The sequence below is a fragment of the Pontibacter diazotrophicus genome, from assembly GCF_003367245.1.
GTDB classification, from domain to species: Bacteria; Bacteroidota; Bacteroidia; order Cytophagales; family Hymenobacteraceae; genus Pontibacter; species Pontibacter diazotrophicus.
Map to the genome: position 1 here is coordinate 46,182 of NZ_QRGR01000029.1, position 13,833 is coordinate 60,014.

A 13,833-nucleotide genomic window follows, 5' to 3' on the forward strand; every position below is an offset into this window, starting at 1 on the left:
AGCATATTGTATAATAACAACTACTTAAACTTATTTCATTTTGTAATTATGAGTAAGACAAACAATCCACAGATGAAATATTAATATGAAAAAGCGGTTTAAACACTTTACTGGATGTTATATCTTTTGGTACTGCTAAATATCTAAAAACAAGAGTACAATACAAATAAGATTCTAAAATTTTACTTTTCTAGGCATTAAATAATTATGCAATTATAGCGATTAATAAATATACTTGCTTGAAATTATTTTATCTGACAAAAAAAAGAACCATCGTTGAAAACCAACAGAATAGGACACAGGTAATACAACATCTGTGCATAAGCAGGAAGGAAGACTTTTGTATACCAAACATTGTTTAACCACAGATAGAAATAAACATAAAAAAGCCGCTACGGCGCCTCTATCTGAGGCGCCGTAGCGGCTTTTTTATGTTTATTTCTACGCCTTATTTACCACACCCACTGTGGGCAGATAATACGGCGGTCGTTTAGTAGTTTAAATCCAATAACTACCTCGTGCGTGCCGGCGCTTACCCTGTTCAGGCTGGAAGTAGTGGCATCATAAGAGTAGGAAACATCAAGCAAAGGGCTTACATAAACCCCTATCATGCCAATCAATGCATCATTATGGCGGTAAGAAGCTCCCACCCAGAAGCGTTCATCGTACAGCACGCGCAGGTTGGCATCAACAGAGAGCGGACTCGGGTTCGCCAGTTTTAGCATCACCGATGGAATTACATCAATACGCTCCATTGGCTCAAAGCGGTAGCTACCCGTTAAAAAGTAATGCCGCTGCAGGTCCAGTGCTGCATTCGGGCTTCCCTCCGGCTGAAAGCTACCGGTGTTCTCCAGCAGTTGAGCCCCCGATACGCCTACAGAAAAGTTACGGGAGTATACCCAAAGGCCGAGGTTTAGATCAAAAACATTGTTGTTAATATCTCCCCCGCCGATTAACGGGTCGTTAGGGTTCGTAAACTGTAACTCGCCGGCATTCACAGAATTCCGAATCAAGCCTGCCGCTGCTCCCGCTGAAACGTTGATAGACGTCGTGATCGGCAAATGATAGGCATAGGAGAAATTGACACCCGTCCTGCGGAGCGGCCCTGTTTTATCGGTGTGCATCGAAACTCCGACACCATGGTGTGCCAGGGCCCGGTGATACCTGTTGCCGGCTGCCCCTTTGTTCAGTGGCGTGTGCGCCGTGACGTAATAGGTGGTAGGCGCGCCGTCTATGCCAACCCACTGCCTTCTGTTGCTGACCCTGATATCTGCATAATCCTCAATGCCTGTAATGGCAGGGTTCAGCAGGAAATTGTTGAGCATGTATTGGCTGTACTGCGGGCGCTGCTGTGCCATGCCCTGCATGGCCAGTGCTATAAAAACAAGTATAAATAGAAGCTGCTTCTTCATGTTTAGCGGATAATGGTCACATTTCCGGAAATAGGCTTCTCGGAGCTGTTGAGGTAAATGATATAGTAATAGGTAGCCACTGGCAAGGCCTCGCCGTTATAAGAGCCATCCCACGGCTCGTTGTAGCCACCGGAAGTGCTGAATATGATATTGCCCCAACGGTTGAAAACCTCCACCCGCATGTCCGGATACTCTTCGTGGTTCTCGATTTCCCAGACTTCGTTTACATTGTCGTTGTTTGGTGTAAAGGCGTTTGGTACAGTGATAGCCGGTATAACCGTCACGGTTACTTCGTCGGTAGCGGTACAGCCTTCTGCCGTTGTTATAGTAAGGGTATAGGTGGTCGTCTCCATTGGCGTGGCAATCGGACGGGCTATATCCGGGTTGTTCAGGCTTTCGGCCGGCTCCCATCTATAAGACACGCCTCCGCTACCCCGTAACTCTGCTGTCCCGCCTTGTATGATGGTTACATCCGGTCCTGCATCGGCCACAGGCGGCACAATGGTTACCGTTATCTCCGTGCGGGCAGCACTGGTACAGCTGTTCTCGTTCACGGCCTGCACATAATAGGTCGTGTTCTGCTGCAGGTTTGGTGTTTCAAACGTTTCACCTACAAATATAGGTGAGCCACCTTCAGGGGCAGTATACCACTCAATGGTATTGCCGTCTGCGTTGGCGACCTCCAGCGTGGCAGAACCGTTCGGGCAGGCAGTGGCGTTCTGCACCGTAAGCACCGGGTTTTCCGGCAGCGGGGTAACAGTAATCTCTATTGCCTCTGATGACCTGGTGCAACCCTCAGAACTTACGGTGCGCCGGAACCAGGTGGTCTGGCTAATTGTAGGCGAAGTATAGTTAATCGCAGCATTGTCGCCTGGAGCCGGGTTGAAGCCAACATCCGGACCGCTGGTGCTGCTCTCCCACAGGTAAGTATAAGTGCCTGTGCCGCCTGTTGGCGTGCTGCCTCTAAACTCAACTGTAGTCTGCTCCGCGCATACTGTAGACTCCGTAGCGGTAATGGTATTGTTCAGGATACCTTCATTCACCTCAATCGTGACCACATCGCTTATGTTGGGAGTACAGTCTCCCGCTGATACCACACGTCTGTAATAAGTGGTTCTGGAAATATTACCCGGTGTATAGCTCTGGCCCGTGTTGGTACCCGCTGCAGGTGTAAATCCACTGGTTGGGCTGGTCGTGCTGCTTTCCCACAGGTAAGTATAGTTGCCGTTACCACCTGTCGGGGCGGAGCCTGTCAGTACCTCGGGCGGAGTGCCTGTGCACACCTCCTGATCTTCGCTGATGGTGTTATTCGCGAGAGCTGGATAAACGGTGATACTGATTGGCTCGGAATAGGCTGTACAGCCACCCGAGGTAACGGCACGCCTGAACCACGTCTCTTCCTGGTTTAAAGCGCCTGCCGGAATGGTATAGTTCTCTCCGTTATTAGCTCCCGGAGCGCTGACGAACCCTTCGGTAGGTCCGTCGGTACTGATTTCCCACATGTAAGTATAAGGAGCACCCCCTCCGCCCGTAGGACGCGACCCGATAAGTGGTGCCGGAGTGTCGCCTTCACAGATTTCCTGCGAAGGACCGATGGTATTGGCACTGGCTGGCACTGGGTCAACGGCAATAACAGCTACTACGTTACTGGTGTCAGCTGTACAGTTTCCGGAGAATACAAGACGCCTGAACCAGGTATCGGTGGTTACCGGCGCAGTTGGTGTATAGTTGATATTGTTGTTTACACCAGGCGCCGCTGTAAAGCCTGAAGAAGGCCCTGTGGTGCTCAGTTCCCAGGTATAGCTGTATGGCACACTGGTATCGCCGCCTGATGGCGTGCTGCCAGTGAGTTCAGCGGGTGTTTCCCCCACACATACATTCTGAACTTCTTCTTCGTCAACGGCAATGGTGTTATTGGTGACGGCTGGCTCCACATTAATAGCGACAGGTGCTCTTGGGCCAACACACTGTATCCCGTTCGCCGTGTCTACTGCAGCCACATAGTAGGTGATATCCGCTGTAAGCGGAGGAGTTGTGAAAGATGGCCCCACCTCAATAGGAATAGCTGCCGGAGCATCAGAGTTAAACCATACAAAAATGGGTCCTCCGCCTGATGGCGTTAACGTTACCGTATCGCCGATACAGGCAGTGCTCGGTGCCTGTATCGTTGGCCTTGCCGGCTGCTGCAAAACAACTACTTCCTGCGTTGGAGGCTCCTGCCCCTGGTAAATGTCATCTGAGCTACCGCACTCGTTCACCGCTTCCACCGAGACGGTATAAGTACCGGGCGTGGTAAAGTCGTACTCAAAGTCGAACGTGTCTGAATTAAACGTGCGCGTTGTGCTGGTAGGGCCGGTAATGGTGATCGTAACCGTGACTTCTTCGCCCAGGTTCTTGTCTACCATCAGGCCGCCACCACCTGCACCGCCTGCTCCCGGAATAGCGCCGCCTCCGCCGCCAGGGCCACTGCTGCTGTAATCGATGGTGGTAGGGCCACAAGTGGTAACACTGGAAGGAATTTGCACCTGTGGCCATCCTACTACAATACTTTGGGAAGTGGTATCGGTGCCGCAGCCGTTCTCTACTATCAGTTCAATCTGGTAAACGCCTGACACGTCGAATATAAAAACAGGGTCAGGGTCAGTTAGGGTGCCTGACTCCAGGGTATAGCCCTGGTCCGGCTGCACCGACCATGTATAGGACAGGTTGCCGCCCGAAGAGCTGTCGGTTGGGGTTACCCGGACCGGCACGCAGGGTGGTATCTGGTCTTCCTCTACCCGCTCCTTGTTATCCAGTGTGAAGTCTGCTTTAGGCTCCTGGCTTAGATTGAATTCCTGCGTGAATACAGTTTCACAGCCGTTGCTGTTTACGGCCCGTATGCTGATGGGGTAACTACCTATCGTGTCGTACGGTTCCGGGGTTTCGATCGGAAATTGGTTGGGCAGGTATTCTACCTCGCCCTCTCCTTTTCCCCAGTCTACATAGTAGCGGGAAATATCGTCCAGAAAAGGATCTTGTGTGGTGTTTGTGATGATAGCAACAATAGAGGTGTCTCCGGGCTCAACGGAATCAGGCAAACACACCTGGAAATCATTTTCTTCTGTAAAGGAAATCTCAGGGGCCTGCCTTATGCTGATAGACTGGGACAGCGTATCAGAAGAGCATCCTTGCGGGTTTACACCGTACACCTGCACATTAACGGATTCAGTACCTATTCCTATAGACTCAAATGTTCGTGTAACAGGCGCGGATCCTCTGGTAGATTCTGTATCGCCATCTCCAAAGCTCCAGACATAAATAACTTCTTCCGTAGGATTTGTGATGTTGAATTCAAGTTCAGTGCCGGAGCAGATAGTGCCTGTCGGGGAGATATTAAAAGTAGGTCGTGCGGGCGTTGGGTCAACTGTAACTCTGATTTCTCCGGCTGTAATAGTGCCCTGGCAGCTTGCACTACTGGCCTGCAACGTATAGATACCACCAATATTTGTCTCGTATGAAGCTCCTGTGGCTCCTACGATCTCCTCCCCGTCGCGGAACCATTGATAGGCTGTTGGAGTAAAATTATTTCCCGGCCTGGCCCTTAGCTCGATAGTCTCTCCCTCACAAATATTGGAAGATTGATCCGATACAATTGCCAAGGTACACGTAACGGTGGTTTGGGCGTAAGAATGCCCTACAAACAGAAAGCACAGCAGCAGCCAGCAGATGTAAAAGTGCTTTTGTATAAGAAAATGCATTAGATCGGAGTTAAGGGTGAACTATAGGCTTAGTTTGTTTTAGAATACATATTACTATATTCATATGTTTTAAGTTCGTATTGAATAGCTTACTCCGGCTATGAACCAGGTATTTCAGGCCAAGGTAAGGGTATCAGAAGCCCGGCCTACAGAAAGAGAACCGACGGTTGAGGGCAAATGCACCCAATACCTCTATTGATAAAAGCTAAAAAAGGTTACACAGCAGCTTATATTTTATCAGAACAAATATCTAACGTCCTAAATGCTTGCAAATTGCATTAGAATCCTACATAAAAAAAGCGTGCATCGCCGCCAGAACTACAGCGTTCGCCTTCAGGTGTAAGGTTTTGCTTTCGCCGCTCCAAACAGCTTTTGCACTGCATGCAATTCAGCTGCACTAGAATATTGCCAAAGCAGGTGATGTAAGCTTTTCGCAGCACTGCTAAAGTAGTTAGTCCTGGTTTAGAAGATTCTTCCTGAACTGCCCTTTAAAGTTAATGATAATAATTGAAAGGCTTTTGAACTGCACTTGAAGCTCTGTAGAAGAGCATGTTGAATGGGCTGTATGGCACTTCTTTCAAAGTAATTCTGGGCTTGAAGTCAACATTGGACTTTGCCCTTCCACCATATTTAGTTTATTATGGGGTAGGAAGAATATTTCATACAGAAGTATTCAGTTGTAGCGGGGAAACTACAAAGGAAATTAATTAAGCTGCTGTACAGGTTCGCTTTTTGTCTGCAGCCAGACTCAAAAGGTAACTCACATGGTCCTGGGATAAGGGCTTTGTCAGGAAACCCTTCACTATAGGGCAGTGCAGGGCTTTGTCGCTGTCCAGATAACTCTCCGACGTCGTCAGCAGCACAACAACAGGGGCATTGAATCCAGGGGTACCCTGAAGCTTCTGTAAGGCTTCCAGAAACAGAAATCCGTCCATCACGGGCATGTTTACGTCCAGCAGAATGAAATCCAGTGCCTCCTTTTTTATCAGTTCCAGCGCTTCATTCCCGTTCCGGGCCTCAAACAACTGTGCGGCCGCGTCTGCCTGGCGAAGCGTGCGCGCGCTTAAGAAATTGTTTGTCGAATCGTCATCCACAAGCAACACTTTCCCTAACTCTTGCATGGCTCCTTTTTGTTTAAATTAGTTTTCACCTGAGCATTATACTATGATTATTACAATTAAGTTCTAAATAATGAAAGTATAATACTAATACGTAGAAATTATAGAAGATATTGTGTGTACAGACCAGAAAATAAAGTGAAGGTGACCAAATAGTCTCTTTATCTTACGCCATACCCTATATATAAACAGATGAGGATATTTAGGTTGATTATCCGTTCCGTTCGTTCATTATATTAAATGAACGCGTAAGAAATAACTACATCCTGAACGTTTAATTGGCACACACCACAACTCTACCGCGACGTTGGTTATTGGCATGTAGAAGTAGATGAAGCGGCGCTACCGCAGGAAAAGGTATATTTTATTATTCTGCTTAAGTATATGTATAGTAAGCTATTTTAACATTAAGCGTCTGAAAATCATTTTTTGAATTTTGCTGGTGGCTTGAAACTTAACAGAAGGGATGATATTTCAAAAATTTTTAGTTTGTTTAAATCCACTTGATTAGTAGGTAAACTTTAATAAAAGCAAAAGCCGTCCATTCAGACGGCTTTTGCTTTTATAATAAACTGTAATATGATGGTTGATTATTTCCCGGGGACAATATCGATTATAACTGTTCTGTTATAAAAGCGCTCTTCAGGAAACTTGTTGTTGAAGGGTGCCAGGTTTTGATCTTCGCCAAATCCCTGCACTTCAAAGGTCACATCTGTTCTGCCTGCTTTAGCCAGGCTGCTTTCGATGATTCTTTTCACATCATTAGCCCGCGCTAAAGAAAGGTTCCTGTTGTTCGTTTCATCCCCGATGATGTCTGTATGGCCATGGATAATAACCTTGCCACCTTTGGGTATCTTAGGCGTCACGATCTCGGTCAGGTATTTCTCATAGGTGCTGATAGCCTTGGAATCGTTGAACTCATAGAGCACACTGTAACGCTGGCCTTCTTCGTCTTTTGCCGGGGTCCAGAGCACCATGTTCACGGTTGCCTCTTTCTTCTCAATAGTGCCATCTTCTTTCGTGCCCAGCATGGTGACCAGGTAAGTGCCTTTCGGGCGGCTTCCTAAAATGGATTTGCCAGGTATGCTCACAGTTTCCTGCATGTAGGGACCAAAGTTCTGAACGGTGCCTTTGTCATCTGTTAGCTCCATAGACCATGAAGTATATGCTTCAGTTGAGCCTGCTGTCGTAAAAGTAACATAGGAATCAAGCGGCGCTTCCTGTATGGCCGTAATCTCCACTGGTTTCAAGGCAGCTTCAGGGCCACTCTGGAACTCCATCAGCAAGGCTGGAGAGTTACTTTCAATAGACACACGACGGTCGCCTTCACGCAGCAAATCCAGTTCTTTTGTGCCACCCGGCTGTTCCGAAGGAAGTTTAGGTTTGTTACGTCCTTCAACAGTGATGCGCGAAGCCTCGATATTAAACGTATTCACTAGGTAGCTCTTCACAGTTTCAGCCATTACTTTGCCTTCCTGCGGGCCATTCTCAGACGAACCAACCAAGGTTATAGTTGCTGCTGGGTTTTTACCCATACGGTCACCAAGAATGTTGAGTACATTATAGTACACCGTCATTTCGCGTTCCGAACGGCCAGATAGTGTTTTAGGAGTGAACACTTCCAGTTGGTCTTCTTTGAAGTCTTTTACCTGATCTTTCTCTAATAGCACATAACGATCTGGAATGGCAGTAGAACCCTGGTTAAAGAATACATAGTTACGAAGCGGGAATGTTTCTCTTACCCTGCGGTCTGCCGTGATGTTGGTAGGCGAGTTAACGGAGAACTGCACATTGTTTACAACTGCAGGTGTGTTCACCTTTCCGCGTCCGAATTTAAGGGCGGCACCTACCCGTAAGGTATTTACCGTCATCGTCTCGATGCTGCGTGGCGACTGGCCAAAATATGGCTGGTACGTCACGAAAGGAGAAAGTACAAGCTGGTTACGGTTATCCTGTGAGTTAAGCGGAATGTCGTATCCGGCCCCAACCTGCATCGAAAGAAGTCTCTCTTTTACATCACTCAGGTCACCATTCACAACAGGGTTCTTTTCCTGATCCGGGTAGGCAGGGTTAACGCCTAGTTCATACCTAAACTCCTTCTTCACATTAAAGGCCAGTCTCGGGCCACCCATCAGGTAGAAACCGGATGCTTTGAAAGGCGCGAAGCGCAGGCTTGGCTCCACAGTGATATAGCTGAGCTTGGTGCTTAGGCCTACAGGGCAATCGCACGGGGTAATTTGCTGATCAAAGGTGCCTCTGCGGCTGTCGTAGCCTGTCTGCAGCATAAGCCCCCATCTTGATTCCGGACGGCGGTACTCTATAAGCGGTGCCGCGAAAAGACCGATGCCGTTGCCCTCATGGAATGCTACCGGCGGCGTTAGCTGTGCGTTCAGCTTCTGTGTTGAACCGTTGTAGAAGTTAAAGTTTGCACCAGCTGCTGCGCCAAACCACCACGATGGTTTCGTGAACGGAGCATCCTGTGCCTGTACTGTCGACTGTACTCCGGTGATAAGTAAGGTACTTAGCGCTATACTTTTGATTGTAAGCTTAGAGGCAGACCACGCTTTGCGCGATCTGGTATTGTTATTTCTGATGGTCATTTTCGTGTTGATTAAGGCTTCTCGATGATGTTGGTGTTGGTCATTACTACTGCGCCGTTCAGCGCCAGCATTCTGCCTACTGCTCTGGCACCTGAGTTCATGGTGATAGAGGTCAGGGCAAGCACGTTTCCTTTAAAGGAGGTGCCGTCGCCGATGGTGGCAGAGCTACCTGTTTGCCAGAAGATGTTTTTAGCCTGTGCGCCGCCAGTAAGTATAATGTTACCGCCTGCACCACCAACTGTGGTAAAGTCTGAAGCTATCTGGAAGATCCATACTGCATTCGGGTCGCCTTGTGCATCCAGTGTTAAATCACCGGCCTGTATTAATAAAGTGGAGGTAGATTTGTAGATACCCGGGGCAAGTGTTCTGCCACCCTGGTCGCCGGCTACTGTGGCTGGTGCCGAAGAAGATGCGCCTTCAGCAAAAAGGTAAGCTTCCAGCAGGTCCTGCTTCGCCTCTAACAGCATGGCGGCAGTGCCCGGAGGTGCAATGTCATCGGATGCATAAATGGCGCCGTTCACAACAATAGCTGGCGGGAAACCGGTTACGGAGGAGCGAACACCCGGTGTTATACCTACATCCAGATTTCTGATTTCACTAAACCCTGCATTGTTACTGATGCCTACACCTGCAAAGATGCCGAACCGGCCCGCAGTTTTCAAATCAACTCCCATTTGTGGTGTTGCCGGTGTACCTGGTTGCGAAGTATTATTGGCTACCGTCGTAAATGTCCACTCATAGTTATCGGCTAAGGCGACATAATTTGTGCTCTTAGCTGCAGTAGTGATGGTAGCTGTATAAGTAGTGTTAGCAGCCAGGTTATTGGCAGGTGTGAAACTTGCCGTAGTGCCGGTGTAGCTAATGTCGCCAGCCACTGTTGTTGTTCCTGCTTTTAATGTAAAGGAAGTTGCTGTGAACGTTTCAGAATTCATTTCTTCGCTGAAAGCAGCGCGGACAACTTCATTCAGTGCCACGCCTGTAGCTTGGTTAGCAGGTTCAGTAGCAGTAACTGTTGGTATGGTATGAGGTTTAGTGGTAAAAGTCCACACATAGTTACTTACCAGCGGGGTGTCTTCAGTGTTTTTGGCACCAGTTGTAATGGTTCCGGTATACACTGTATTTGCTTCCAGGTTGGTGGCAGGCGTAAACACGGCTGTTGTGCCGGAATAGGTAACTGTTCCTGCAATAGCTGTTTCACCCTGGCTTAGGCTAAAAGTGGTTGCGTTAAGCGTTTGCGGATCCATGGGAACACTAAAGGAAGCGGCTATTGCTTTATTCAGCATGATGCCCGTTACCGTATTCGCCGGGTCAGTAGAAACAACAACAGGCGATACAAGTGCACCGGTACTGAACGTCCAGACATAATCTCGTTGCAGGGCATTGCCCATCAGGTCTTTCACTGATGTTGTTACCCTACCTGTGTAGGTAGTAGCGGGTTCAAGCCGGTTGGTTGGGTCAAAAGAGAGTGTATTGTCTTCAGTGTTGTAGGTGATGGTGCCTGAAACACGCTCTGAGCCCACCAACGAGAAGGATGTTTGGTCGATTGTCTCAGGATTGATTTTTTCGTTGAAAGTAACCGTTACTGTCTTTTCCCGGGATACTTCCGTGGCGCCATCTTCAGGGCTGGTGGATAGGACAACAGGGCAGACGCCAAAACTTTCAATGAATGTATCTTCCTTACATCCGGCAATCACAACAACCGATGCCATGGCAAGGGATGTCAATAGTCTTTTTAATTTCAATGTGGTAAATGATTAATGTTCCGTTACTGGCGGTTGTGTGCATCTTATATTATGCACAGCTTTATGATAGGACAAAGATGGGGGTGATCAGCTTGTGATGTATTACATACTAATATCTATATATTACATAAATCACATGTTTTGAAAATAAATTAATTTGATTGCTGACCAACGGAACAAATAGATGAGGTAAACAGAAAAGATGTGGTGCCTTGACGTATAGTATGATGTTTACTTATACTAACAGGCCGTGTTATGTGGTAGAAATGAACATGCATGGCTAAAGGGTATACTTTAGACATGCATACTCGAAATTCCTAATCCGGCTAGTACGCGGCTCCTTACGTTTAAGGCTCCTATGATGCGGTTAACGGGTGTTGGCATCATTCTAATTAGAGTAGGAATGGCTATAATGCCTGCTTCCTCTGCCTTGTCAGGGTCTTTCTGTATGTCTATTATTTCGAGCTTATAATTCCCGTTTAGTTTTTCCTCGCAGATTTTAAGAAGTGTGTCCACTGCCTCAATTGAATTGGGACTGTGTCCGTTAATAAAGAGCTGAAATACATGCATGCTCATCTTGTTGTTTTGGCTAAAAGTTCCGGTAAGTACCGGTGTGGGTGTACTGTTATGAATTGCTACTCAAGTTTAATTAGCATCGGGTTGCCCGTCAGGATGCCGCTGATGCCTGCGAAGTGCTTTCCTATCTTAGCGCCTTCATCTGTGATAGAAAATTTCCGGATAGAGGAATCGTGCCTGGAGCCGCGCATTTTGAGCACCGCTATGCTTCGTTGCATTTCCCCGTTCATCTCTACATAGCGCAGCAGAATAATAGAGTCCGTAATGGGAGAGATATTGCCTTCCGTATCGGATGTGCCGCCTGCCAGCAAGGGCGTGTTGGACGTAAACAAACCGGTAATTTCATGGTGCTTCAGGTAGGAGGTAAAGGCAATGATAAACTCCCGGAAACCTTTGTCAGAAGATGCGCGCGACAGCGCGGACAAACTATCGATCGCTATTCTGTCGGGTTTAAAGTCTTTTACTACTTCCTGGATGTTGATGAAATGATCTTCCAGGGAAGAGATTTCAGGATAAACGCAGATCACTTTCAGGAGCCCTTCTTCTTCCAGTTGATTAAAGTCGATGCCCCAGCCGGCTGCGTTACGGTTTAGTTGTTCGTTGCTTTCTTCAAAAGCCAGCAGCAGACACCGTTCCTTCTTCTCCCAAGCACCGTTTACAAAGTTGGCTATCAGCAATGTTTTACCAGCCCCGATTGCCCCGGAAACAAGATTGATAGAGCCTTTGTAAAAACCGCCGTTTATCATGTCGTCCAGAGCAGGTATGCCAGAAGTAATCCGTTCATTAGAAGAGATATGCTTCAGGTTCATCGCCGACAGCGGGATAATAACAATAGCCTTTTCAGGGTTTATAGTAAAGGGGTTTTCCCCTTTCTCGTGATTACTTCCCCTGAATTTCAGAATCTCGATGGTTCTCCGGCGCTTCTCGTTGTGCAGCACATTCCGAAGTATAACCACATTATCTGTCAGGAATTCTTCTACTCCGAAGCGCGTGATTTTACCATATTCCTCCAGGCGCTCGGCTGTAATGATAGACGTGGCTCCTAAACGCGACAAGGTGAGGGCTACCTGTATCAACTCCCGTCGGATAGTATGCGTCTCCTCATGAAACTGCGTGAAAATGCTGCCAATGGAATCGATGACCACCCTTTGCGCTTTACATCTTTGAACTGCCCTTTCTAACCTGACTCTGAAAGCGCTCAGATCGAAATCGCCAACAGCTACGACATTCTCTTCTTTCGGGGCGGCATCCACAAATATCCATTTCCCTTCTTTTTCCCAGGTATCAATATCCCAGTTAAAGCTTTTCAGGTTTTTCCGGATATCGTCTATCTGTTCTTCAAACGTGACAAAAACCCCTGCCTGATCGAACAACTCGATACCCATTGCCAGGAATTGTGCCCCAAAAAGCGTTTTCGCGCTGCCGGAGGAACCAGCAACAAGAGTAGTTCTACCTAATGGCAGCCCGCCATGAGAAATATGATCGAAGGACGCATTTCCGGTTTCTAGTTTTTTAAGGTTCATAGGTATGCATAAGCTGTTTTGGAAGTAGAGATATTGTGCTGGATTTTCAGGTCGAGGAGTTACCATGACAGGAAGTTTGAAACAAGCTTTATGTAAATCGTAGCAAATTAATGGCATCCAAGCCTTCCAATCACTATATCCTTTGTTAGGATAAGCAACCGGGTCCTGATAAATCAGACAAAATAAATGCATCCCGATAGGATGAAATATCAAACTACAGGATGCAAAGATGAGTGGTACGCCAGGGGAATGTTTTACATACTTCTTTAGGTATGTTTCAAATTTTACAGGTTTTCGAGAACACCTTCACGTTTATTCTTTATATGCTTATAAAATGTTGGAGAAAGGCCTGTGACTTTCTTAAACTGGCTGGATAAGTGGGCAACACTACTGTAATGCAGGCGGTGGGCAATTTCGGTAAGGGAGAGTTCATCATAAAACAGCAGCTCTTTGGCTTTCTCTATCTTATGGATGATGATGAATTGCTGAATGGTAATGCCTTTCACTTCGGAGAAGATGTTGGCAAGGTATGTATAGTTATACCCCAGTTTTTCGCTGATGTAAACGGAGTAGTTCACCTTCGGCTGTTCTTCCGAAGAATGTATCATGTCTGTTATCAGTGACTTTATCTTGTCGATCAGCTTGCCTTTGCTGCCATCAAGCAGCTCCAGGCCGGCTTTGCTTAAGTTTTCTTTTAGCTGTTCAAGCTGAATGTCGGTAATGTCTTTATGTAATTCAACCATGCCCAGGTCAACCACCACATACTCCGATTGTAGTCCAAGACTTATGAGTTCTTCCTGCACCAGGGCTTTGCAGCGGTTACTGACCATGTACTTAATGTATAGTTTCATTTGTGTTCGTAAAGTGCATGCTCAAATCCGGATGTATGGTGCGGCGTTGCTGCTGGTAAAATAATCAGAACCTGGTGCGAAGTGATAAGCAATGAGATTAGAATTCTACAAGGAAATGTAAAACAGGTTCTGTGATTTAAGCTTATGACGTTTGTAATCTAACATTAATTCATTAACCTGTAAATTATAAATTTATAAAGATGCCTCCACGGTTTAAAAGCAGCCCTGTCAGTTAGTTGAAATAAAAAAACCTATCCTGAGATTAACAACCGGA

8 protein-coding genes are annotated in these 13,833 nt (G+C 47.0%); all 8 read right to left on the reverse strand.

Annotation, left to right across the window (positions count from 1 at the left end; genetic code table 11):
- Positions 1-452 precede the first annotated feature (452 nt).
- A complete protein-coding gene (locus tag DXT99_RS21505) occupies positions 453-1,412 on the reverse strand; it encodes a PorP/SprF family type IX secretion system membrane protein (RefSeq protein ID WP_115567655.1) in 960 nt (319 codons plus the stop codon).
- A gap of 2 nt (positions 1,413-1,414) precedes the next feature.
- Positions 1,415-5,149 carry an Ig-like domain-containing protein gene (locus DXT99_RS21510; protein ID WP_246000931.1) on the reverse strand — a complete coding sequence of 1,245 codons (3,735 nt, stop codon included), beginning with the start codon at positions 5,147-5,149 and terminating at the stop codon, positions 1,415-1,417.
- Positions 5,150-5,856: 707 nt separating this feature from the next.
- On the reverse strand, positions 5,857-6,270 hold the full coding sequence (locus DXT99_RS21515) for a response regulator (RefSeq protein ID WP_115567656.1): 414 nt from the start codon (positions 6,268-6,270) through the stop codon (positions 5,857-5,859).
- Positions 6,271-6,857: 587 nt separating this feature from the next.
- Positions 6,858-8,867 (reverse strand): OmpA family protein, encoded by a 2,010-nt coding sequence (locus DXT99_RS21520; RefSeq protein ID WP_115567657.1) that lies wholly within the window; start codon positions 8,865-8,867, stop codon positions 6,858-6,860.
- An 11-nt stretch (positions 8,868-8,878) separates the two neighbouring features.
- The gene (locus DXT99_RS21525) at positions 8,879-10,576 is read right to left on the reverse strand and encodes an Ig-like domain-containing protein (RefSeq protein WP_115567658.1); all 1,698 of its coding nucleotides are present in this window, start codon (positions 10,574-10,576) and stop codon (positions 8,879-8,881) included.
- A gap of 327 nt (positions 10,577-10,903) precedes the next feature.
- Entirely contained in the window at positions 10,904-11,179 is a 276-nt protein-coding gene (locus DXT99_RS21530) for a circadian clock KaiB family protein (protein WP_181885213.1), read from the reverse strand.
- Between the two features lie 65 nt (positions 11,180-11,244).
- Positions 11,245-12,708 (reverse strand): circadian clock protein KaiC, encoded by a 1,464-nt coding sequence (gene kaiC / locus DXT99_RS21535; protein WP_115567660.1) that lies wholly within the window; start codon positions 12,706-12,708, stop codon positions 11,245-11,247.
- Between the two features lie 284 nt (positions 12,709-12,992).
- Complete coding sequence (locus DXT99_RS21540) at positions 12,993-13,559, reverse strand: helix-turn-helix domain-containing protein (RefSeq protein ID WP_115567661.1); 567 nt, start codon at positions 13,557-13,559, stop codon at positions 12,993-12,995.
- Positions 13,560-13,833: the final 274 nt, after the last annotated feature.

Coding starts and splice junctions, on each gene's coding strand:
- DXT99_RS21505 (WP_115567655.1), bottom strand. CDS start 1,412: ATGAAGAAGCAGCTTCTATTTATACTTGTTTTTATAGCACTGGCCATG.
- DXT99_RS21510 (WP_246000931.1), bottom strand. CDS start 5,149: ATGCATTTTCTTATACAAAAGCACTTTTACATCTGCTGGCTGCTGCTG.
- DXT99_RS21515 (WP_115567656.1), bottom strand. CDS start 6,270: ATGCAAGAGTTAGGGAAAGTGTTGCTTGTGGATGACGATTCGACAAAC.
- DXT99_RS21520 (WP_115567657.1), bottom strand. CDS start 8,867: ATGACCATCAGAAATAACAATACCAGATCGCGCAAAGCGTGGTCTGCC.
- DXT99_RS21525 (WP_115567658.1), bottom strand. CDS start 10,576: ATGGCATCGGTTGTTGTGATTGCCGGATGTAAGGAAGATACATTCATT.
- DXT99_RS21530 (WP_181885213.1), bottom strand. CDS start 11,179: ATGCATGTATTTCAGCTCTTTATTAACGGACACAGTCCCAATTCAATT.
- kaiC (WP_115567660.1), bottom strand. CDS start 12,708: ATGAACCTTAAAAAACTAGAAACCGGAAATGCGTCCTTCGATCATATT.
- DXT99_RS21540 (WP_115567661.1), bottom strand. CDS start 13,559: ATGAAACTATACATTAAGTACATGGTCAGTAACCGCTGCAAAGCCCTG.